Source organism: Pollutimonas nitritireducens (assembly GCF_002849615.1).
GTDB lineage: Bacteria > Pseudomonadota > Gammaproteobacteria > Burkholderiales > Burkholderiaceae_B > Pollutimonas > Pollutimonas nitritireducens.
This window is the reverse complement of the sequence record NZ_PDNV01000001.1, coordinates 283,608-305,563: the sequence shown is the minus strand read 5'-3', so window position 1 is coordinate 305,563 and position 21,956 is coordinate 283,608. Positions and strand designations below refer to the sequence as shown.

Genomic DNA, 21,956 nt, shown 5'->3' with positions numbered 1-21,956 from the left:
GCCGTCAACCACGGCCCTGGTTTACGACTCCAGAAAACCCGATTCGGGCCAATAACCCGACCGGAATCAAGGGTTTTCTGGAAACGCAAAAGCCCGGGAAGGCCTTGGCGCTTCCCGGGCAAGCAAAAACAGCTTTACTTCAGTTCAGCCTTGGCGCCAGCTTCTTCAAGCTTCTTCTTGGCAGCTTCAGCATCAGCTTTGGCCATGCCTTCCTTGACTGGCTTTGGTGCGCCGTCGACCAAGTCTTTGGCTTCTTTCAAGCCCAGACCAGTGATTTCACGCACGGCTTTAATGACGCTAACTTTGTTGGCGCCGAATTCGTTCAATACGAGCGTGAACTCGGTTTGCTCTTCCGCGACAGCAGCAGCGCCGCCAGCAGCAGGTGCAGCAGCCACAGCGGCGGCAGCAGCCGACACGCCAAATTTTTCTTCCATTTCCTTGATCAGCTCGGACAAGTCGAGTACGGTCATGCTACCGATAGCGTCAAGGATGTCAGCTTTGCTTAATGCCATTTTTGAGAACTCCAAATATATATATAAAAACCAGGGTTGGTTGTCGCTCTGTTCGACGAAATCCGAAGGGCCTGCTTACGCAGTTTCCTTCTGATCGCGCACAGCCGCGAGGCCGCGAACGAACTTGGTAGGAACTTCGTTGAGCGTACGCACAAATTGCGTGACAGGGGCTTGCATCGTACCCATCAGTTTCGAAATCAACTCGTCGCGCGACGGCATGGTGGCCAAGGCCTTCACACCATCCTGGCTCAAGACGTTATTGGGCAATGCCCCGCCTGTGATAACCAGCTTGTCGTTGGTTTTAGCGAAATTGGCTAGTACTTTTGCCGCCGAAACCGGATCCTTGCTAATCGCGTAGATTAGCGGACCGGTCAACTGGGCCGAAAGTTCCTCGAAAGGAGTTCCGACAACAGCACGACGGACTAGCGTGTTTTTGAGAACACGCAGATACACACCCGACTCACGCGCAGTCTTGCGCAATACGGTGGCAGAGGCAACGTCCAGACCACGGTACTCAGCGATAATGACCGATTGAGCCTTTGCAACTTCTGCAGTGACTTCTTCGATGACTACCGCTTTCTCTTGACGATTGAGACTCACGGTTTGAACACTCCATCTAAAGACGCGCGGGAGGGTCCCTTGCGTCAACCGAATGCGGCGCACCTGGTCGAGTTCTTAAAAGAATTCTTCCATGGGCGCCGTCTGCGCTGGACTCATTCTGCAAGCAGTCTGAAATTAAGGCCCCGAGCTAACGTACAAAACGCCATGCCAAGGTACTCCAGCGGTCTTTGACAGCAATGTCTGGCGAACCCAGACACGGCCCAAAGTTCTATTTCCTGCGACTCGAAATCAAGCCGACAGGGAAGCTATTTCTACGCGTGCACCGCCGCCCATCGTGGACGAGACAGCGAGCTTGCGCATGTAAACACCTTTTGCTGCGGTAGGACGCGCCTTGTTCAGGGCATCAACCAGAGCAAGCAGGTTGGATTGCAATTGGTCCACTTCGAAGGAAGCGCGGCCTATCGTGGCATGAATGATGCCGGCCTTGTCGGTACGGTACTGGACCTGGCCTGCCTTGGCGTTCTTGACGGCGGTAACGACGTCTGGAGTCACGGTGCCGACCTTGGGGTTAGGCATCAGGCCGCGAGGACCGAGGATCTGGCCCAAGGCGCCGACAACACGCATTGTGTCGGGCGACGCAATGACCACGTCAAAGTCCATTTGGCCTGCCTTGATGCTTTCAGCAAGGTCGTCCAGACCAACGATATCGGCACCCGCAGCGCGGGCCGCCTCGGCTTTCTCGCCTTGGGCGAAGACGGCGACACGGACGGACTTGCCGGTACCTGCCGGCAATACGACCGAACCACGCACCAATTGGTCGGATTTCTTGGGATCTATGCCCAGCTGCACGGCGACATCGATGGACTCATTGAACTTGGCCGTGGCCGTTTCTTTGATCAGCGCGATGGCTTCAGCAACCGGATAAAATTTGTTGGGGTCGATCTTGGCAGCAATTGCCGCTGTACGTTTGCTCAACTTGGCCATGTTTATACCCCTTCAACCGTGATGCCCATGCTGCGGGCGCTACCAGCGATCGTGCGTACGGCAGCATCGAGGTCGGCGGCCGTCAGATCGGGCGATTTGGCTTTTGCAATTTCTTCGGCCTGGGCACGCGTAAGAACGCCTACCTTGTCCAGGTTGGGACGAGCCGAACCCTTTTGCACGCTGGCAGCCTTTTTGATCAGGACTGTCGCAGGCGGCGTCTTCATGATGAACGTGAAGCTCTTGTCTGCGTAGGCGGTGATCACCACGGGAATTGGCAGACCGGGCTCGAGGCCCTGAGTCTTGGCGTTGAACGCCTTGCAGAATTCCATGATGTTCAGGCCGCGCTGACCCAGCGCAGGGCCGATCGGGGGTGAGGGGTTAGCCTTACCAGCTGGTACTTGCAGCTTGATAAAGCCGACGATTTTCTTCGCCATGCTTAGCTCCTTGCGGGTTCAAACACCGGTCTGCGTATGGCAAGACCGGCTCCCCGGGGTTTAAAAAATCAGGTCTTTTCAACCTGACCGAAATCCAGTTCAACAGGTGTCGCGCGGCCAAAGATAGTGACCGATACGCGCACTTTGCTTTTCTCGTAGTTGACGTCTTCGACATTGCCGTTGAAGTCAGCGAACGGACCTTCCTTGACGCGGACCAACTCGCCAACTTCAAAGAGGACTTTAGGCTTGGGCTTCTCGACACCTTCTTCCATTTGGGAAAGAATTTTTTCGACCTCGCGGTCGGAAATGGGCGCGGGACGGTTACCGGAACCGCCAAGAAAACCAGTGACCCGATTTGTGTTCTTTACCAAATGCCAGGTTTCGTCGGTGAGATCCATCTCGACCAGCACGTAGCCTGGAAAAATACGCCGTTCTGTAATGGACTTCTTGCCGCCCTTGACTTCAAGGACTTCTTCGGACGGAACGAGGATGCGCCCAAAGGATGTTTCCAGTCCGGCGCGTTCAATACGCTCGACCAGTGCCTTGTGCACGCTTTTTTCCATTCCGGAATAAACGTGAACGACATACCAACGTTTGCTCATGTGTGCCCTTTATTTCCAGCCGAGCAGCAGGCCATAGATGACCCACTCAAGACCTTTGTCGACGATCCACAACAAGATACCCATCACGATGACGAACACGAATACGATGCCCGTCATTTGAGTGGCTTCTTTACGCGTCGGCCAGACTACACGCTTGACTTCGTTGTATGAATCGCGACCAAAACTGATGGTGCGACGGCCGGGTTCGCTGAACCAGGCAATAATTGCGGCGACGACCAGGCTGCCCAGAAATACGCCTACGCGCGCTATGACAGGTTGACCATCGAGCATCGAGTAGCCGACAATGCCGGCTACGATAACAAGCACCGCCAGACCCAGCTTGACGCGATCGGTGGTACTGGTAACGGTTACTGTGTTGCTATTCGACATATTCCGGCGAGTGGCGCCGCTGAACGCGGCTGCGATGAACTGACTGTGGCAGGGGCAGTAGGAATCGAACCTACAACCTTCGGTTTTGGAGACCGACGCTCTGCCAATTGAGCTATGCCCCTAGACCCCGAAAGGTGGTGACCAGCTTGGGCTCACCACCTTCTGAACTGATGCGAACCCGCACATTGCCGGCTCGCCATTCGATACTTTACTGCTTACTTGATGATGGTGGCAACAACGCCGGCACCAACGGTGCGGCCGCCTTCGCGGATGGCGAAGCGCAAGCCTTCTTCCATGGCGATGGGCGACATCAGGCTGACTTTCATCGACACGTTGTCACCCGGCAGAACCATTTCCTTGTCCGCTGGCAATTCGATTGTACCGGTCACATCCGTCGTACGGAAGTAAAACTGTGGACGGTAGCCCTGGAAGAACGGCGTGTGACGGCCGCCTTCGTCTTTGGACAGAATATACACTTCGGCCGAGAAGTCCGTGTGTGGCTTGATCGAGCCGGGCTTGGCCAGAACCTGGCCGCGCTCGACGTCTTCGCGCTTGGTACCGCGCAGCAACACACCCACGTTATCGCCCGCCTGACCCTGGTCCAGCAGCTTGCGGAACATTTCAACGCCCGTGCACGTGGTCTTGACGGTGTCTTTGATACCGACGATTTCGATTTCTTCACCGACCTTGACGATGCCGCGCTCGATACGACCGGTCACCACGGTGCCGCGACCCGAGATCGAGAACACGTCTTCCACCGGCATCAGGAATGCACCGTCCACGGCGCGCTCTGGCGTCGGGATGTACGTGTCCAACGCCTCGGCCAATTGCATGATGGCTTGCTTGCCCAACGGGCCTTCGTCGCCTTCCAGCGCCAGCTTGGCCGAACCCTTGATGATGGGCGTGTCGTCGCCAGGAAAGTCGTACTTGGACAACAGTTCGCGCACTTCCATTTCGACCAGTTCGAGCAACTCTTCGTCGTCGACCATGTCGGCCTTGTTCAGGAACACGATGATGTACGGCACGCCAACCTGGCGCGAGAGCAGGATGTGCTCGCGCGTCTGGGGCATTGGGCCGTCAGCGGCCGATACCACCAGGATCGCCCCGTCCATCTGCGCCGCGCCCGTGATCATGTTCTTGATGTAGTCGGCGTGGCCCGGGCAGTCAACGTGCGCGTAGTGGCGCGCTTGCGTTTCGTACTCCACGTGCGAGGTGTTGATGGTGATGCCGCGTGCTTTTTCTTCAGGAGCCGCGTCAATTTGCGCGTAGCCCTTGGCTTCACCGCCGAAGGCCTTGGCCAGCACCGTGGTGATTGCCGCCGTAAGCGTCGTCTTGCCGTGGTCAACGTGACCAATCGTGCCGACGTTTACGTGTGGTTTGGTACGTTCGAACTTACCTTTTGCCATGGCGGACTCCTGACGATGGAATAAAGCTATAAATAAATAAAATTTTTGGTGCCCATGACGCGGATCGAACGCGTGACCTCTCCCTTACCAAGGGAGTGCTCTACCACTGAGCCACATGGGCAACTACTTCGTTGCTATCTGCCATTTCTGGCAGAAATCAAAAACCTGCTGGAGCGGGTGAAGGGAATCGAACCCTCGTCATAAGCTTGGAAGGCTTCTGCTCTACCATTGAGCTACACCCGCGAGGGGATTCTATCCACCTGATCGTTCCACAATCGCCTCCAACATGGCAAGCGGCTGCAGTAAATAGGAGCTTCTGGTGGTGGGAGTTGGATTCGAACCAACGTAGACGCAAGGTCAACAGATTTACAGTCTGCCCCCTTTAACCACTCGGGCATCCCACCAAAAGCGAATTGCGAATTATGCAGACTTTTTTAGGCCGTGTCAAATGCTTACGCTGAAAATCAGCTATAAAACCACGTGGCTGTCACCAAAGATACAAATATAGGGATCCCGGGCACTCAGGCTTCGACAAACCGCGACAGACCCTGACGTTCTAGCAACGAATTCAGGTGCTCCCAGCCATGGAAGTCGATCATCAGCTGGCCGCGATTCTTGGCACCGATTTTGAGCGTGACGCGCGTACCCAAGTGATCAGACAATGCTTCTTCCATCCGCTTCACGTCGCCAGAATGGGCGACCGATTTGCGTACTGGCTTTGCGCCCTGCTCATCGGCCTCGCGGATGCTGCGGCCCACCAGTTTTTCAGTTTCACGAACGGAAAGACCTTTGGCAATCACCTCGTTCGCCAGGAGGATCTGGGTGGCTGCGTCGGTGGCCAGCAGCGCGCGGGCGTGGCCCATATCGATGTCGCCGGCCAGCAGCATGGTCTGGACCGGTCCGGTCAGATTAAGGAGACGCATCAGGTTGCTCGTGGCCGAGCGCGACCGCCCTATTGCCGCCGCCGCCTGTTCATGGGTCAGCCCGAACTCATCCAGCAGGCGGCGCACACCCTGTGCCTCCTCCAAGGGATTCAAGTCCTCGCGCTGAATATTTTCGATGAGGGCCATGACCGCGGCACTTTCATCGGGGACTTCTCGTACCAGAACCGGAACCTCGGTCAAACCGGCCAATTGGGCTGCACGGAAACGTCGTTCTCCGGCAATGATTTCGTACTTGCCGGCGTCCCTGCCATCCAGGGGACGCACCAGGATCGGCTGCATGATGCCTTGGTTGCGTATGGATTCGGCCAGTTCATTCAGGGCGCCTTCGTCCATGCGGGTGCGGGGCTGGTATTTGCCGGCACGCAAGACTTTTACTTTCAGTACGGAAGGAGCTCGTTCTTCCTGGGATTCGGATTTGCCAAAATTCTCCATAACCGGTACGTCTTCGCCCAGCAAGGCTTCCAGACCCCGGCCCAATCCTTTGGGTTTTCTTGTTGCCATTGTGTATTCCTCTTTCAGATTTGGTTAGCTGCGCGGACGTGCCTGCTGGCGCAAGGCTTCTTTCTTCATGCGCTTGATTAATTCATTGCCGAATTCGATGTAGGCCTTTGCGCCACGTGAGTTCTTGTCATACACGATACCGGGCAGGCCATGACTAGGCGCTTCGGCAAGGCGTACGTTGCGTGGCACAATCGCCTTGAATACCTTATCGCCAAAATGCCCTTCGATCTGCGCCGAGACTTGCTGCTGCAGCGTCACTCGAGCATCGAACATCACGCGCAGCAGGCCCACCAACTGTAATTGCGGATTGATGTTGCGATGCACTCGCTTGATTGTGTTCACGAGGTCGGAAAGCCCTTCCAGCGCAAAGTATTCGCACTGCATGGGAATGATGACGCCGTTAGCGGAAGCCAGCCCGTTGAGCGTGAGCAGGGACAGCGTCGGCGGACAATCGATCAGGATGAAATCATAATCATCCAGCACGTGCTCGATGGCCTGCTTGAGTTGCTGTTCGCGCTGGTCCATCTGAATAAGGTCAATCTCCGCGCCTGAGAGCTCGCGATTGGCTGGCAGCACGTCATAGCCGCCTGCTTCAGACCTGACACGGGCCTGGGCTATCGTGGAGTCGCCTATCAGTACCTGATAAAGGTTCTGTTCCACCTTATTCTTATCAATGCCGCTGCCCATGGTGGCGTTGCCCTGAGGATCCAGATCGATCAACAGCACGCGCTTGCGCAACAGGGCAAGCGCCGCAGCGAGGTTGATGGCCGTGGTGGTTTTCCCCACTCCGCCCTTTTGGTTTGCGATGCAGAACACGTTGGCAATGGCTGTAGTTATATTGTTATTCATGGAGTTCCTTGCGATTCAACCAGACCAGGCAACGCTGGGCATTCAATTCAGGGACATTTAACGTTTCGATATGGTGCGACCTCCAGTCGGTCAGCTGCTCCAGTGTATCGATCTCATCCGACGGCTCGCGACCTTTCATGGCAAGCAATTGTCCACCTGGTGCCACGTGCGGGCCGGCCAGCGTCGCAAAGTCGCGCAAAGACGCGAACGCCCTGGAGATAACGACATCAGCATCAAACGAAGGCAAGGTTTCAACACGGGCATGGATCGCATGCAGATTCGGCAGTTTCAATACGCTAGCGACCTGCCGCACAAATGCCGTTTTCTTTTCCACGGCGTCAACGCAATGGATCGTCCAGAGAGGCCTCATAATCGCCAAAACCACGCCGGGCAAACCGGCACCGGAGCCCACATCGACCACCAACGGCCTCGTCGATACTGTGTTTTTATCCAGTAAAAACGTGAGCGGTCCAACGACAGCCAGACTATCAAAAAGATGCTGAACCAGCATTTGCTCTGGATCACGCAAGGCAGTCAGGTTGTAGGTGCGATTCCAGCGTAGAAGCTGGAAAATGTATTCCAGCAACGCCGTTGACTTTTCCTGGTCAATATCGATGTTCAGGGATTTTGCGGCAGCACCCAATCGCTGCATGAAATCGTGTTCCGCCATTACGCCGCTTTCTTCCGATGCTGCAGGCGCTTCAAATGGATTAAAAGCAAGGATATGGCGGCAGGCGTAACGCCTGATATTCGCCCGGCTTGTCCCACCGTTTCAGGACGACTGGCTTTCAATCGATGGCGCACTTCGATGGATAGACTCGTTACTGCATCATAGTCGATGTCGATCGGAATAGGTTGCCCTTCCTGAGCAGACTGCTTGTCCACTTCTTCCTGCTGCTTCGCAACATAACCCGAATACTTCACCTGGATTTCAACCTGTTCGGCCGCAACTTTGTCAGTCAAACCCGGCCCTGCCAGTAACTCTCCGTCCTGGGCTGCCAGGTCCATGAGCGCTTTGTAGGACACCTGGGGCCGCTTCAATAAGTCATACAAGGAATATTCCCGTTCCACTTGTTTGCCCAGCAGATCCTCGGCGATATGCAGCGCAAGTGTCTTTGGATTTACCCAATTGCTTCGTAGTCGTTCAACCTCCGCATTCACCGAATCCCGTTTTCGGCAATAGGAATCCCAGCGCAGGTCGTCGATCAGCCCCAGTTTTCGGCCCTGCTCGGTAAGACGCAGATCTGCGTTGTCTTCACGCAGGCTCAAACGGTACTCGGCACGCGAGGTGAACATGCGATAAGGTTCCGTTACGCCACTCGTGATCAGGTCGTCCACAAGCACGCCCAAATAGGCCTCGTTACGCTTTGGACACCAACCCTCATTTCCTTTTGCTTGCCTTGCAGCGTTCACCCCCGCCAACAGCCCCTGAGCTGCGGCTTCTTCATAGCCGGTCGTCCCGTTGATCTGGCCGGCGAAGAACAGGCCGTTGATAGCGCGCGTCTCTAGCGTTGTCTTGAGTTCACGTGGATCGAAGTAGTCGTACTCGATCGCGTATCCCGGGCGCATGATTACTGCATTCTCCAGGCCTGGCAGTGTACGCACCATGGCGAGCTGTATATCAAAGGGAAGACTCGTTGATACGCCGTTCGGGTAGATTTCCCGAGTCGTAAGTCCTTCTGGCTCTAAAAATATCTGATGGCTGGCTTTGTCAGCAAATCGATGAATCTTGTCTTCAATTGATGGACAATAGCGGGGACCGATACCCTCGATGGTTGCTTCATCGCTGTACATCGGTGACCGACTCAACCCGGAACGCACGATATCGTGGGTCCGCTCGTTTGTATGCGTAATCCAGCAGGGCATCTGGCGTGGATGCATGTCCGCGCTGCCCATGTAGGAAAACACTGGCACGGGATTGCTATCGCCAGCCTGCGTTTCCAGTCTTGAAAAATCAATGCTTCGCGCGTCAATCCTGGGTGGTGTTCCGGTTTTCAAGCGGCCCTGCGGCAGTTTCATTTCTTTCAGTCGTTGACCCAGAGAAACAGATGGTGGATCACCGGCTCTACCCGCCGAATAATGATCTAGCCCCACGTGAATCAATCCATTAAGAAACGTGCCGGCAGTCAGCACTACCGTGCGAGCCCGGAACTTCAATCCAATCTGCGTTACGGCGCCTACAACCCTATTTCCCTCCAACATGAGATCATCTACAGCTTGCTGGAAGATCATCAAGTTGGTTTGATTTTGCAAAGTCGTACGGATTGCCTGACGGTATAGCGAACGATCGGCTTGAGCCCGGGTTGCCCTTACTGCCGGCCCCTTGGATTGATTAAGGATGCGAAATTGAATACCAGCATGGTCGGTGGCATAGGCCATTATCCCACCCAAGGCATCGATTTCTTTCACCAGATGACCCTTACCAATCCCCCCGATGGACGGATTACAAGACATCTGTCCTAACGTTTCCATGTTGTGAGTCAATAATAAGGTGGAGGCACCCATGCGGGCTGCGGCTAAAGCGGCTTCGGTTCCAGCATGGCCGCCGCCGACCACAATTACGTCGAATTCTTCTGGATAAATCATTTTTTACTCAAGCGAGTACATACACTAATTTGACATTATAACGCCGCGAACAGAGTTGTTTCACGTGAAACATGCGTTTTCACAACTATTACAGTTAAAGCATTCCCGAGAATACTCGTCGACTGTTTCACGTGAAACAAGATTTGCAGGTCTACAGACTAACCATCACAAGCCAACCATGTTTTATTCTGTTTACATGAGCGATATTTTGAAACGCACGGTACTTTCGTCGCTATTTGTAGACGCACATACGCGGACATTAATAAAAATCGACAGCAACCATCGGCTCCCCTAATTCCCGTGCGTTGTTTCACGTGAAACATGCTGAGAATTTGCCGTTGTCGCAACGCTGATCTTTAAGGGCAAACATAGGACTGTCCTGCGCCGTCCGAATTAAAACCAATTGAATGGCTAACGGAACGGGCGTGAAATATTAGTTCGTCGTTCGATTGCACCGTGCAGAGTTCGCGAGTCGGAAAGGTTTACCGCTATAACAGGTCGTCTCTCGACCGGTATAGCGATTTGGCCTGGAATGATTTAGCTAAAAGATTATGGCCCACACCAACTGGTATTCCATTAAATAGAAGCATACCGGCAAGCAAACTCCATGGCTAGTAGTAGCGTCCGCAATTCCGACCGGCAGGCCAAGATATAAAAAAATTCCCCACATACAGAAGCCTCGGACCCGGTAATCACATTGACGGGGTAGGACACTAACTGCACATTCCGTTTGAATTCCATATCGTCGAAAGATCGAACCAGTAAGATGCCAAATAGCCGTGGGCTATTTTGACAAAATAGTAGACATAAGAATCGGTTCACTCGCTGCCTTACGAAAAAGCAAGCCTGCCACGATGTTTCACGTGAAACACGCGATTAATGGACTCGTTTTAAAGGATAAGTCTGTGGATAACCTTCTCAATAACATGTTGATAGAGCCTGTAGAGCGTGCGGCGCCGCGGCTGTACCTCTACAATACGTAAACATGACATTCACACACATGAATCCTATAGCACATCGAGCAGGACCGATTGAGCTGCCATTCAACCTTAATAAATCGTACATACATGAAATTCGAATCCAAGCTTCCCAGGATAGGCACTAACATTTTCACCGTAATGAGTCAGCTTTCCATAGAACATAAGGCGATTAACCTGGGACAGGGATTTCCAGACTTCAATCCCTCTGCCAAGTTGCTTGAACAGGTTGTTAAAGCGATGAACGACGGCCACAATCAATATCCGCCCATGGCTGGCATTCCTGCTTTGCGAGATGAGATTTCAGCCAAGATGGAAACCTTGTACGGCCACTTTTATGAAGCGGACACTGAAGTAACGATTACCAGTGGTGCAAGCGAGGCGCTAATGGCCAGCATTCTGGCTTTTGTGCAGGCAGGTGATGAAGTGGTGGTTATTGAACCCTTCTACGACCTTTACGTGCCGGCTATTGAGTTGGCCGGGGGCAGACCTGTGATCGTGGCGATGCTGCCACCCACTAAAACAAATCCCTTGTACCAAATAGATTGGCAAAAAGTGCGTGCTGCAGTGACAACAAAAACGCGGATGCTGATCATCAATTTCCCGCATAACCCCACTGGAATCAATCTGGAAGAGTCCGATCTTGATGCGCTTGAGCGTATTGTGAACGACACAGGCATCATCGTATTATCCGACGAGGTTTACGAACACATTGTGTTCGACCAAAAACGGCATCAAAGCCTGGCGAGAAGAGAGGCGCTCGCCGCCAACTCCATTGTTGTTTCTTCATTCGGAAAGACTTACCACACGACGGGCTGGAAAGTCGGATATTGTTGTGCGCCAAAGGAGCTGTCAGCTGAAATACGTAAGGTACACCAGTTCATGGTGTTTACCGTGTCTTCTCCCATGCAGGTCGCTTTGGCACATTATATGAAGGATCCAGCGCCCTACATGGAGCTATCGAATTTTTATCAGCAAAAACGCGATCGACTCAGTCTTGGACTGGCAAAGACCCGTTTCAAACCCATGCCCAGCCAAGGCACTTTCTTCTTGCTTGCCGACTATAGCCAGATTTCAGACCTACCGGAAGCGGAGTTCGCACGCAAATTGACAACACAACATGGTGTAGGCGTCATACCAATGGCTGCTTTCTACGGCCGACCGGACGCTATTGAATCAAACCACCAGCTGATTCGTTTCTGTTTCGCCAAACAGGACAAAACGCTGGACGATGCGCTGGAAAAACTGGCGCTTGTTTGAAACCGGTGATTTTGCCAGCTTTGCCAACCAGGGGTCTTGTCTGTTCTGAAAAGCTTCAGGCCCCGACTCCTGAAGCTCGTTGAGTATAGATCAAGTGAACGAAGTATACATGGCAATCAACGGACTTGAACCGTCCTATTTGAGGATGAACTTGTCGTCGGTCTTAGTTGTTAATTAACTTTGTTATTTATAAAGATTAATACTAATGGGTGTCTGTGGATAAGTGGCATAACCCTAAAAAATGGCACGGTACCAAAGACTTAGCCCACTATGAAGCAGAGCATAAGGTCTGTTTGTCTCGGGGACCGATTCGGTACAACTTTTTCCGAAGCGTATTAAATTCATGTTATCCCCGACTCATCCACAGGCTGTGCACACTTATCGTATATAGGAGTTATCCACAGGACGATTCCGAGCAAAAGCCCTTTAAATGTTAGTAACTAATTGTAATTATCTATCGAGCAGCTATGTTTGCCTTCATACGCCGGGCAATTTCGCTGCTCAGTGCTTTTTGGAGTCCGGAGCTTTCGCCTTTTGTTAGCGAGTCGATCACCCCTTGTTGATCAGCCAGGGGCCGGTTCTGACTCAGTTTTTCCTTTGCTTCGATATCAGTGATGGTTATCTCAATACCAACGATGCTCCGCAACATCGCATCGATGTAATCCACCGGTGCGTCGTCGATGGACCATGGATTCGGCTGCGTCCTTTCATAACGTTCGGTTTGCAGTGTCAGGTGTTCAAGAAGCCATGCAGGATCGCTCTGGATCATCAGCGTTCCGTGCACATGAACCGCCACGTAATTCCATGTTGGCACTGCCTTGCCATTGCTGCTGGCCTTGGACGGATACCACGACGGGGAAACATAGGAATGAGGCCCCTGAAAAATGGCAAGTACCCGAGTGCCTTCCCCTAGCTGGGAAAACTCAGCGTTGCTCCTTGCAATATGCGCTTGCAGCACCACGTTCTGCCGGGCGTCTGTAGTGACCAGAAATGGCAGGTGTGTGGCAACAAGCTCGTCCTTACCCCCGGACACGAGCGTGCCAAAGGGATACTCGCGAATCACTTGGTACTGCGAAGCCTGGTCGGTGAGTTCGAATGCTTTTGGTGTGTACATGATTTTGCAGAAGTTTAAATAGTTGGAAAAACCTCGCCAGTATCGAAAAAAACCTGATTCTCGGGCCATTGCAAGGCGGCAAGTTTGAAGCGTGATGTGGTCAGGGGTCTGTTTGCCTTCCGGTCGCGCCACCGGGCGCCGACGGAAAAATCGACGCAGAAAACGTTGCGTCGTTTTCCATGCCAGGCCATCGATTCCACGTTTCTGAATAATTGACTGTATCGGGGGGATGCCTGGCCGCTGCGCATGCGGTGCATCCGCCAGTAATGGCCGATTACGACTGGTATTTCGTCCTCGTAGTCGTCCCACCAGCTCACACGATCAGAAAAACGCCACCGGTTGCCAGCGAAAAAGGGCGTGACGGCCTTTTGCTCGACACCGGAGGTCAGGACCTTAAGAGGGTTGACCATCTGCTGTGTGGCCTCATATTCGGCTATTGAATGCAGGAAAGGAGGAGGGGAGGTCTCGTCTTCGAGCTGTACTGCCCATTCTCGCTTTTCGTCGAGGTAGCGTTGATACAGGCCGGAGGCATCAGCCGTGGATTGGGCGAGGTTGTCCCATACACGGAACTGCCTGACCACATTGCCGATGGATACGGCGCCGATGGCGTCGATCGCGGGGGTAGTCCACGCCGCATGCACAATCCGTATGTCGTCCCGTTGCAACGCAATAGGCATGCCCTGCAGAAACTCGATGATGGCTGGTCGTTGCGCCGGTGAAGTGCGACGAAATGGAGCGTAGTTTTTCAGGTCGCGGTCATAGCGCTCGTCAAAAAACCATCCTGAACCGTCCTTGACGTCGCCAGTCAGCAAGTTCAGTTCATGATTTCCCAGAACTGTTTGCGCGTTTCCTTGCTGCACCAAGTGTTGAACCAACTGGATCACGCTGTGGCTATCGGGACCGCGGTCACATAGATCACCTACGAAAGCCAGCTTCCTATCCTTGCGATGCTGCCCGTTCCTGTCATAGCCCAGGCGCTCCAGCAAAGTCAGGAGCGCGGAATATTCGCCGTGAATATCTCCAATAATATCCAGCGGATTGTCGGGAAGCTTTTGTACGAGATGCATAGGAGAGGAATTGGCGTCGTAAAAGTTTCGAATTGGAGGCAACATGCCTGCGGTTTGAGTTCGAAAAGGGGGTAACGTATCGATTTTCGGGGTTTGCTTGTAGTTGTTTATTATTCTCTTATATATAGAGACTACTACTAATGGATGTCTGTGGATAAGTGGAACAACTTCATAATACCTTTCGAGAACAGCGGCTTGCCATTGTTTTTTGAGTAGGACAAGTTCTGTTTTCTCAGTGGAGGAATCGGGCATAACATTTGACGCGAAGCAGGACGGCACGCTTATCCCTGCTCAGTCCACATGCTGTACACACATCGCACCCATAGTGGTTATCCACAGGTGCACAAAGCTTCCAGTGTGTTGGCGTTGAATGTGGCTTAGAGCCTGGCGACAGGCCAGAGCCTCGTCAGGAATGCCGCCCCACAGCTCTGAATAGCGTATTGCTGGCGTAGGCCGTGTTCAGGAATTGGCGCGGCCCGCGAAAACGGTGCAGGCTGCATTCTTTTGCAAGACGAATGGCGGAACGGGCTTCTTATCGCGGGTGTAAAGCGGACGGAGTCGTAGCCGAATAGGCCGCCACTTCCCAATACAGAATAATTGATTGAGTTGTATCTTCTTGATACTGAATGGCTTTGTAGGAGGTCATTGGCTTGCTTGGAGCTATTCTTGGACCCAAAACACGGGTGTATCCCTTGATGGCTATCCAACACGCGTAGTGGATCATCTCTTGCCGCTTGCCCTACCGAAAGGGGTGTAAATGGGTTGTTTAATGACGGAAAGAGCATTTTTTGGGTGTAAATGGGTGTACTATTGGTTGCATGATTCGCACTGACTCCCTCCAAATTACCCCGGAAATTCTCGGCTTGATCGCCGGCATTGACGAATTCAAGGGTGCTTGGCGCGCCCTGGGCACGCTGGCGCCTGACCGGCTGTCGGCATTGCGACGGGTTGCCACCATCGAGAGCATCGGTTCCTCGACACGGATCGAGGGCAGCAGACTGTCGGACCGTGAAGTCGAACGCCTGCTCTCCGACCTGCAGATCAAGTCGTTCGAGACCCGAGACGAACAGGAAGTGGCCGGCTACGCCGAGGTTATGGAACTGGTTTTCTCGTCCTGGCAGGACATCGCACTGACCGAGAACCACATCCGGCAACTGCATCGCGACCTGCTGACCCACAGCGACAAGGATGCTTGGCATCGCGGCAACTACAAAGCCACCACCAACAGCGTCGCGGCATTCGATGAAGATGGCAAGCCGCTGGGTGTGGTGTTCGAGACCGCAACGCCTTTCGATTCGCCACGCCTGATGGCCGAATTGGTGGCCTGGTTCAACGAGGAACGCAGCAGCGGACGCCTGCATCCATTGCTGTTGATCGGCATCTGGGTCGTGGTGTTTCTGGAGATTCACCCGTTCCAGGACGGCAATGGTCGCCTGAGCCGGGTGCTGACCACGCTGCTGCTGTTGCAGGCTGGCTATGCCTACGTCCCCTATAGCTCGCTGGAAAGTGTGATCGAGCAGAACAAGGAAGCCTACTACCTGGCGCTGCGCCAGACGCAAGGCAGTATTCGCACTGACACGCCGAACTGGCAGCCTTGGCTGGTGTTCTTCCTGCGCGCACTGTGCCAGCAGGTACGTCGCCTGGAACGCAAGGTCGAGCGCGAGAAGCTGGTGCTGGCCAAGCTGCCGGACCTGGCATTGCAGATCGTCGAATTCACGCGCGAGCACGGCAGGATCACCATGGCCAAAGCCATTCGCCTGACTGGCGGCAATCGCAACACGCTCAAACAGCACTTCCGTACGCTGGTGGAACAGGGGCATTTGGTCCAGCAGGGTGGTGGGCGTGGGACCTGGTACGAGTTGGGCTGAGTTGCCTGCCAAATCCAGAAAGACCAATCGGACATCAGTATCATGAGTGAATACCAGTACTACGAATTCGCGGCCATCGACAGGCCGTTTTCCGCAAGGCCGAACTGGATTCTTTCGCCCGTTCGGCTGTACTGTCGGTTGAATCCAGCGATTCGCACTGGATCATCAGTTGGATGCTGGAGGAAAGCGAAGATTATGACCGCTTTGCCGAAGACGACGGCAGTGGTTGGATGCGCAGGTTGACTCCCTTGCGCGATGAGTTGATGCGTGGCGATTTGCGGCCTCTGTACCTGGGCTGGTTGGCTGCCGGCGATGCCTTGCACGATGACGTGCTGGAGCCGGAAGTGCCTTGTGGGTCGGCCGACCTCTCGCCAGCGCAGCAGGCCTTGGTCGAATTTCTGGAAATCGACCCCGATCTGCTTGAAGCCGCCAGCATGAGCAGTGCTGTGGCCACGTCGCCGCACGATGAAACGCTGCAAATATCCACTTGGCTGGATACCTGGCAGAAAGCGGATATGCAGGATGTACTCAAGACAATTGCATTGGGCCGGGGCCAGGAGGCAGAACGCCAGGTGAAGTCGCACTACGCGGCATGGCTCAAGGCACAACGCCCGACATCTTCGGGTGCTGCCCGACGCCAAGGGGCGGAATTGCGAGGACTGGCGCAATCGGCTGCCGCAACCAGGCGGGCTCGCGAAGCTCAGGCTCATGCAAAACGCGAGGAGGAACGGCGCCAGAAACGCGAGGGCGAATTACGCCGGATCATGGACTCGCCGGACAAATACTGGAAAGCGGCAAGTGAACAAGCATCTCGCGGAAGTGCATCCGGCTACGAAAAAACGGTCAGTCAGCTGAAGGTACTTGCCGAAGGGTATGCGTTGGTTATCAGCCCAGACGCCTTCGATCGCCAGTTGCGGCGCTTCCTTGTCCCTCACGCCAAGCGGGCGGCACTGTTACGTCGCTTGGCCGAAGCCGGCTTGTGGTCAGGATAAAGCGTAGGCGATGACAGGCCGCGACGACGAACTCGCCCACCTTCGTGCCGAGAACGCCCGCTTGGTCGCCCTGCTTGAAGCGCACGGCATCGCCTGGAAAGCGCCTGCGCCGATCCTCAAGCCCTCGGCAACCTTATCGTTGACCACAGACGAGAAAGCCACGCTCTTTGGCCAGTTGTTCCGGGGTCGCACCGACGTCTATCCAGTTCGCTGGGAAAGCAAGACCGGTAAAAGCGGCTACTCGCCGGCTTGTGCGAACGAGTGGCGTCCAGGTGTCTGCGAAAAGCGGCGCATCAAATGCAGTGACTGCCAGCAGCGGCAACTGTTGCTATTGACCGATCCGGCGCGATGGCCGTCAACCCATTCTGTTCATGCAGTGTGGTCCGATCCGCCATACCGCTGCCAAACCGGCTGGTGCGCTACAGATGCTGGAGTGTGTGCCACGCTACCTGCCGACGAAATCGCGAAGGTTTTTGCACAGGGAGGCAAGCTGCTGGCCTTGTCCGAACGGACCGATCATCTTGACGGCTTGCACGCCGCTCTGGTGGGGCGTGTCAAGCCCTTGGTCCTGCTGCATGGCCGCCAGTCGAAGAAACAACGCGCCAGCGTGATCGCTGCCTTGAATGCATTGGATGCCGATGTACCGCGCGTGTTGCTGGGCAGTGGCAGATTGGTGGGAGAAGGCTTCGACCACCCGCCGCTCGACACGCTGGTGCTGGCAATGCTGATTTCATGGAAAGGTACGCTGCAACAGTATGCCGGCCGTCTGCACCGGGAGCAGGCGGGCAAGCAGCGCGTGCGCATCATCGACTTCATCGACGCCGGACATCCTTCGCTGCTGCGCATGTGGGAACGGCGGCAACGTGGCTACCAGGCGATGGGTTATCGGATGGCGACTGCGGGGGAGTTGGTCCTGGAGTTACCAAGGTAGCGCATGCTTTTTGCTCCTGGTAATGAATACGGGTAGCACGCAGTTCAGATTATTTGCGGCGGCAGCGATGATGCTGGGGTGAGATACGCCCCAATGAATCCAACTCGTCCTTGGTCAAGTAGTTCTTGGCTACGGCCACATCGGTTTTCAGTATTTTTCCTTCGGGCACGTTCGCCCAGGACGGCAGCCCCATATGCGGCTTGCTGCTATCAGCCCGCTTGCGGATCAATTCTGCAGCGGTATGGCCGTGGATGGCGTAATGCAGTTTGTTCTGTACTTTGGCAAAGAATGCCTTGGTCGTTGGTGCGTCCTTGTTGTAATCCACGCTGGTGGCGTAGATGTCGGTGATCTTCTGGTAGAAGCGTCGCTCACTGAGGCGGATCTCGCGGATTTCCGCCAGCAGCCGCTCGAAGTAGTCCTCGCCTAGGAAGTTGCCGTTTTCCATGCGCTGACGATCGAGCACATAGCCCTTGATAGCGAACTCACGCAGGACGCCGGTTGCCCACTGGCGGAATTGCGTTGCGCGTATGGAGTTGACCCGGTAGCCGACAGAAATGATGGCGTCGAGGTTGTAGAACTGGGTCTGGTAGTTCTTGTCGTCACTGGCAGTTATCCGGAATTTCCGGATTACTGCTTCCGCGTCAAGTTCTTGGCTAGCAAAGATGTTCTTCAGGTGCTCGCTGACGGTGCGCACATCTACCCCGAACAGTTCGGGGATTTCTGTCCAGACTTGGTCGTTGCGATGTTTTGCAGATTTTGGCGAAACCCGTCTAAGAAGTCTTTGTCAATTTCCTCGAAGGTTAGTTCTTCCTGTCCATGGTAACGACGCAAGTGGTGACGCGTGGAAATCCAGATTGAATAGTTAGACCGACTGCCCATGGCCTTTTCATCGGTCAGCTGATCGAAGTAATCGAAAAAGCTTGCCGACAGTTTGCTGCGGTCATCCAAGCTATGTCGCGAAGATTCGCGCTCCAGTAGGCGCTTGGCACGAATAGCTTCGACTTTCAGTAGAACTGTCTTGTTGTTTTCCCGCTCTGCTGGATTTCTGGGCTTGTCATAGAGGAAGAGATTGAGTGGTTTGTACGAGCGTTTCTGCTCTCGAACCCCATCCTCGCCTGTCTTAGATCCATGGTAGTAGACCAGCCGCAATGCTCGGTGACCGTTTTTGTTGGGCTCTCGCTTCTGGATGGAAATTTTCACGTTTTGCTCCTTTTGTGCTCCGTGTGCTCCGAAACTCTAATCTCGGAGCACATTCGGAGCAAGTTAGGACAAAACACTTCAAACCACTTCGCATCGAATCAAACAGTTTTTATTATAAATCAGTACCTTACTTTTATTTGGTTTGATGCCTTTTGAGCTTTTTCGCCAATTCACTTCCCAATGCAAAAGCTGGAAAAAATTTCACCCAGCAGTTCATCGCTTGTGAATTGACCGGTGATCGCGCAGAGGTCCTCGTGAGCCAGTCGGAGTTCTTCCGCAAAAAGATCCAGTACACGGTCGTTCTGGCTTGCGTGTTCGGCGGCGAGTACCATATGGCCGCCGGCGCTATCCAATGCCTTCAGGTGGCGTTCTCGTGCGAGCCAGGGGGATTCGCTGCTGGGATTCCAGCCCGCAATGTCCAGCAACTTCTGGCGCAGCATATCCAGACCGGCACCGGTCCTGGCGGAAATGCCCAATGCCACGTCGGTGGCGGCGGACGCGAGCTGCGCTTCCGGCGCGTTGTGGTTTTTCCTGAACGGGGTATCGGTATCAGTCAAAGTCAGGAATGCTGCTTGGGCTCCAGCGTCCAGCAAATCGATTTTATTGAATACCTTGAGTACCGGTGTATGGGCAGGAAGGCGGTTCGTTATTGCCGTATCGAGCTCGTCGTTCTGGGCGCGCGCATCTTGCAAGTGAATGATGACATTCGCCTTTTCGAGTTCGGCCCAGGTTCGTGCTATGCCTATACTTTCGACAGTGTCGTCGGTCTCGCGCAGGCCAGCTGTATCGACAATGTGCAGCGGTACGCCCTGGATATGAATTTGTTGAATGACTTTATCGCGCGTTGTACCGGCGACGGGCGTAACGATGGCGATGTCGTCGCCGGCCAGTGCATTAAGCAAGCTGGATTTGCCAACATTGGGCTGGCCCGCCAACACGACATGCATCCCCTCGCGCAGGATCATGCCTTGTCGTGCCTGGACCGTGAGTGCATGCAGGTCGGACCGAATTTCTTCAAGCGTGGCATGGGCCTGGTACTTTTCAAGGAAGTCGATTTCCTCCTCGGGAAAATCCAGCGTTGCTTCGACCAGTATGCGCAGGCGCACGATTCGATCACCCAGCGCGTTGATGCGGTTGGAAAAGGCACCGCTGAGCGACGCCATCGCGCTGCGCGCTGCGGCAGCCGATGACGCATCGATCAGGTCAGCTACGGCTTCCGCCTGCGCCAGATCCATACGTTCGTTGAGGAAAGCACGTTGTGTGAACTCGCCTGGCTCTGCGTGGCGCAGACCATATTCTTCTCCGACTTCAAGGCAATGGTCCAGTACCCGTCGCAGTACGGCAGGTCCGCCGTGGCCTTGCAGTTCAAGTACGTCTTCCCCGGTGTACGAATGGGGGCCTTTGAAAAGCAGGGCAATACCGGCGTCCATGACGTTGCCATCCTTGTCGTTGAAGGGCAGGTAGTGGGCGTGGCGCGGCGTGAGCTGGACATTGAATAATCGAGCCAGCAAAGGTTCCATATTGCTGGCCGATATACGTACAACACCTATCCCGCCACGCCCGGGAGCGGTTGCAATGGCGATGATGGGTTCGTGAGATCGTAGGGTCATGGCAGCATGTGGCAAGGTTGACGAAAAGCGTACTATTATTGGCGCAGATGCTGGACAGTTTAAACATAAAAATCCAAGAGGAACCAACATGCCATACCTGATAGAAACCTATGACAAGCCACATACTCAAGCCTTGCGACAGGCCTTGCGCGATAAACATCTGGATTATCTGGAAGACAACAAGGAATTGTTGCTGGCTTGCGGTGCCAAGTTGGAAGACGACGGCACCGGAGGCACCGGTAGCGTCTATATCGTGGACCTGGAAACGCGAGCGCAAGCCGAAGATTTCGTGAATGCGGATCCGTTCGCAATCGGTGGTCTGTTCGAGCGTTCCGTGATCACGCGTTGGCGCAAGGCGTACCTGGACGGCAAGTCATATCTATAGGCGGTGCAAAGCCGGTTTGTCACGAATGCATCGGTACAGGCCGGTGGTTGACTCTACTCGCACAATGATAATTTGATGGAATAGCATCGATGGAAGCATTCGATTGGCAACGAATATTTTTTCACAAATTCCCTCTCGCTTTCCTGGCCGAGGTCACGCTGCGGGTAGCCATCGCCTATGTGCTGGTATTCCTTTTCCTTAAGGTTGCGGGGCGCCGGGGTATCCGGCAATTATCGGTATTCGAGCTGGTGATCATTCTGACGCTCGGCTCCGCGGCCGGGGATGTCACGTTTTATGAGGACGTTCCAATAGCACCGGTAGCGACCGTCTTTGCAGCCCTGCTGCTGCTGTATCGGACGACTACCTATGTCATGGGCCGCAGTTCGCGAATTGCTGCATGGATGGACGGTGTACCGATTACATTGATACGCGAAGGTCGCTACGAGATCGAGAATTTGTCCCGGCTCAACATATCGGAAGATGAGTTCTTCATGGAACTGCGCCAACAGGGCGTAGAGCACCTGGGCCAGGTCAAAATGGGCATACTCGAAATCGATGGCGATGTGAGTCTTTTCTTTTACGAAGACGATCTCGTGCAGGCCGGGTTGTCGGTAATGCCCCCCGAACATCGCCAGGATTTCACCCGGGTACCCGACGATGGTCTTTACGCCTGCAATCACTGCGGCCATACCCATGTGTTGAAGGCGCAGCAGGAATTTTCCTGCTCGCATTGCAGTCACGAATCCTGGTCCAGAGCACTGGCGAATCGTCGGGCACGTTAGC

General features: G+C 54.3%; 22 protein-coding genes and 4 tRNA genes. 6 read left to right on the top strand and 20 right to left on the bottom strand.

What is annotated here, in order from left to right; translation table 11 throughout:
- Positions 1-134: 134 nt before the first annotated feature.
- The 15 genes from rplL to mnmG form a co-directional block, all read right to left on the bottom strand.
- Entirely contained in the window at positions 135-512 is a 378-nt protein-coding gene (gene rplL / locus CR155_RS01480; protein WP_102068229.1) for a 50S ribosomal protein L7/L12, read from the bottom strand.
- Positions 513-587: 75 nt separating this feature from the next.
- The gene (rplJ, locus tag CR155_RS01475) at positions 588-1,112 is read right to left on the bottom strand and encodes a 50S ribosomal protein L10 (protein ID WP_102068228.1); all 525 of its coding nucleotides are present in this window, start codon (positions 1,110-1,112) and stop codon (positions 588-590) included.
- A gap of 249 nt (positions 1,113-1,361) precedes the next feature.
- Positions 1,362-2,057 (bottom strand): 50S ribosomal protein L1, encoded by a 696-nt coding sequence (gene rplA, locus CR155_RS01470; protein ID WP_102068227.1) that lies wholly within the window; start codon positions 2,055-2,057, stop codon positions 1,362-1,364.
- 2 nt (positions 2,058-2,059) lie between these two features.
- Positions 2,060-2,491 carry a 50S ribosomal protein L11 gene (rplK, locus tag CR155_RS01465; RefSeq protein ID WP_102068226.1) on the bottom strand — a complete coding sequence of 144 codons (432 nt, stop codon included), beginning with the start codon at positions 2,489-2,491 and terminating at the stop codon, positions 2,060-2,062.
- Between the two features lie 68 nt (positions 2,492-2,559).
- Positions 2,560-3,093 (bottom strand): transcription termination/antitermination protein NusG, encoded by a 534-nt coding sequence (gene nusG, locus CR155_RS01460; RefSeq protein ID WP_102068225.1) that lies wholly within the window; start codon positions 3,091-3,093, stop codon positions 2,560-2,562.
- Positions 3,094-3,102: 9 nt separating this feature from the next.
- A complete protein-coding gene (secE, locus tag CR155_RS01455) occupies positions 3,103-3,483 on the bottom strand; it encodes a preprotein translocase subunit SecE (RefSeq protein ID WP_102068224.1) in 381 nt (126 codons plus the stop codon).
- Positions 3,484-3,529: 46 nt separating this feature from the next.
- A tRNA-Trp gene (locus CR155_RS01450) sits at positions 3,530-3,605 on the bottom strand.
- A gap of 93 nt (positions 3,606-3,698) precedes the next feature.
- On the bottom strand, positions 3,699-4,889 hold the full coding sequence (gene tuf / locus CR155_RS01445; protein ID WP_102068223.1) for an elongation factor Tu: 1,191 nt from the start codon (positions 4,887-4,889) through the stop codon (positions 3,699-3,701).
- Positions 4,890-4,935: 46 nt separating this feature from the next.
- Positions 4,936-5,010 (bottom strand) — tRNA-Thr (locus tag CR155_RS01440).
- Positions 5,011-5,058: 48 nt separating this feature from the next.
- A tRNA-Gly gene (locus tag CR155_RS01435) sits at positions 5,059-5,132 on the bottom strand.
- 74 nt (positions 5,133-5,206) lie between these two features.
- Positions 5,207-5,293: transfer RNA gene (locus CR155_RS01430), tRNA-Tyr, on the bottom strand.
- A gap of 117 nt (positions 5,294-5,410) precedes the next feature.
- Positions 5,411-6,334 carry a ParB/RepB/Spo0J family partition protein gene (locus CR155_RS01425; protein ID WP_102068222.1) on the bottom strand — a complete coding sequence of 308 codons (924 nt, stop codon included), beginning with the start codon at positions 6,332-6,334 and terminating at the stop codon, positions 5,411-5,413.
- A gap of 24 nt (positions 6,335-6,358) precedes the next feature.
- Complete coding sequence (locus tag CR155_RS01420) at positions 6,359-7,183, bottom strand: ParA family protein (protein WP_102068221.1); 825 nt, start codon at positions 7,181-7,183, stop codon at positions 6,359-6,361.
- Positions 7,176-7,853 carry a 16S rRNA (guanine(527)-N(7))-methyltransferase RsmG gene (rsmG, locus tag CR155_RS01415; RefSeq protein ID WP_102068220.1) on the bottom strand — a complete coding sequence of 226 codons (678 nt, stop codon included), beginning with the start codon at positions 7,851-7,853 and terminating at the stop codon, positions 7,176-7,178. The genes CR155_RS01420 and rsmG overlap by 8 nt, the downstream gene beginning before the upstream one ends.
- On the bottom strand, positions 7,853-9,769 hold the full coding sequence (mnmG, locus tag CR155_RS01410; protein ID WP_102068219.1) for a tRNA uridine-5-carboxymethylaminomethyl(34) synthesis enzyme MnmG: 1,917 nt from the start codon (positions 9,767-9,769) through the stop codon (positions 7,853-7,855). The genes rsmG and mnmG overlap by 1 nt, the downstream gene beginning before the upstream one ends.
- Positions 9,770-10,836: 1,067 nt before the next feature.
- On the opposite strand from mnmG, the gene CR155_RS01405 reads away from it, so the two are divergent.
- The gene (locus CR155_RS01405) at positions 10,837-12,006 is read left to right on the top strand and encodes a methionine aminotransferase (protein ID WP_102068218.1); all 1,170 of its coding nucleotides are present in this window, start codon (positions 10,837-10,839) and stop codon (positions 12,004-12,006) included.
- 454 nt (positions 12,007-12,460) lie between these two features.
- Here CR155_RS01405 and CR155_RS01400 read toward each other — a convergent pair whose 3' ends face one another.
- Together CR155_RS01400 and CR155_RS01395 are read right to left on the bottom strand one after the other, a co-directional pair.
- A complete protein-coding gene (locus CR155_RS01400; protein ID WP_102068217.1) occupies positions 12,461-13,189 on the bottom strand; it encodes an FMN-binding negative transcriptional regulator in 729 nt (242 codons plus the stop codon).
- Positions 13,135-14,187, bottom strand: a complete 1,053-nt coding sequence (locus CR155_RS01395; RefSeq protein ID WP_102068216.1) for a metallophosphoesterase — start codon at positions 14,185-14,187, stop codon at positions 13,135-13,137. Before CR155_RS01395 ends, CR155_RS01400 begins: the two co-directional genes overlap by 55 nt.
- Before the next feature lie 818 nt (positions 14,188-15,005).
- Between CR155_RS01395 and CR155_RS01390 the strand changes: the two genes are divergently transcribed.
- The 3 genes from CR155_RS01390 (at position 15,006) to CR155_RS20955 (ending at position 17,978) form a co-directional block, all read left to right on the top strand.
- A complete protein-coding gene (locus CR155_RS01390; protein WP_102068215.1) occupies positions 15,006-16,055 on the top strand; it encodes a Fic family protein in 1,050 nt (349 codons plus the stop codon).
- A 173-nt stretch (positions 16,056-16,228) separates the two neighbouring features.
- Entirely contained in the window at positions 16,229-17,047 is an 819-nt protein-coding gene (locus CR155_RS01385) for a hypothetical protein (protein WP_102068214.1), read from the top strand.
- A gap of 10 nt (positions 17,048-17,057) precedes the next feature.
- Positions 17,058-17,978: a DEAD/DEAH box helicase gene (locus tag CR155_RS20955; RefSeq protein WP_102068213.1), complete on the top strand. Its 921-nt coding sequence runs from the start codon at positions 17,058-17,060 to the stop codon at positions 17,976-17,978.
- A 49-nt stretch (positions 17,979-18,027) separates the two neighbouring features.
- Here CR155_RS20955 and rhuM read toward each other — a convergent pair whose 3' ends face one another.
- The 3 genes from rhuM to mnmE form a co-directional block, all read right to left on the bottom strand.
- Entirely contained in the window at positions 18,028-18,672 is a 645-nt protein-coding gene (gene rhuM / locus CR155_RS01375; RefSeq protein ID WP_233213821.1) for a RhuM family protein, read from the bottom strand.
- A gap of 2 nt (positions 18,673-18,674) precedes the next feature.
- Entirely contained in the window at positions 18,675-19,178 is a 504-nt protein-coding gene (locus tag CR155_RS01370; RefSeq protein WP_199171643.1) for a phage integrase SAM-like domain-containing protein, read from the bottom strand.
- A gap of 170 nt (positions 19,179-19,348) precedes the next feature.
- Complete coding sequence (gene mnmE, locus CR155_RS01365; RefSeq protein ID WP_102068212.1) at positions 19,349-20,788, bottom strand: tRNA uridine-5-carboxymethylaminomethyl(34) synthesis GTPase MnmE; 1,440 nt, start codon at positions 20,786-20,788, stop codon at positions 19,349-19,351.
- 88 nt (positions 20,789-20,876) lie between these two features.
- On the opposite strand from mnmE, the gene CR155_RS01360 reads away from it, so the two are divergent.
- Both CR155_RS01360 and CR155_RS01355 read left to right on the top strand, forming a co-directional pair.
- Complete coding sequence (locus CR155_RS01360) at positions 20,877-21,173, top strand: YciI family protein (protein WP_102068406.1); 297 nt, start codon at positions 20,877-20,879, stop codon at positions 21,171-21,173.
- An 89-nt stretch (positions 21,174-21,262) separates the two neighbouring features.
- Positions 21,263-21,955: a DUF421 domain-containing protein gene (locus tag CR155_RS01355; RefSeq protein ID WP_102068211.1), complete on the top strand. Its 693-nt coding sequence runs from the start codon at positions 21,263-21,265 to the stop codon at positions 21,953-21,955.
- Position 21,956 lies beyond the last annotated feature (1 nt).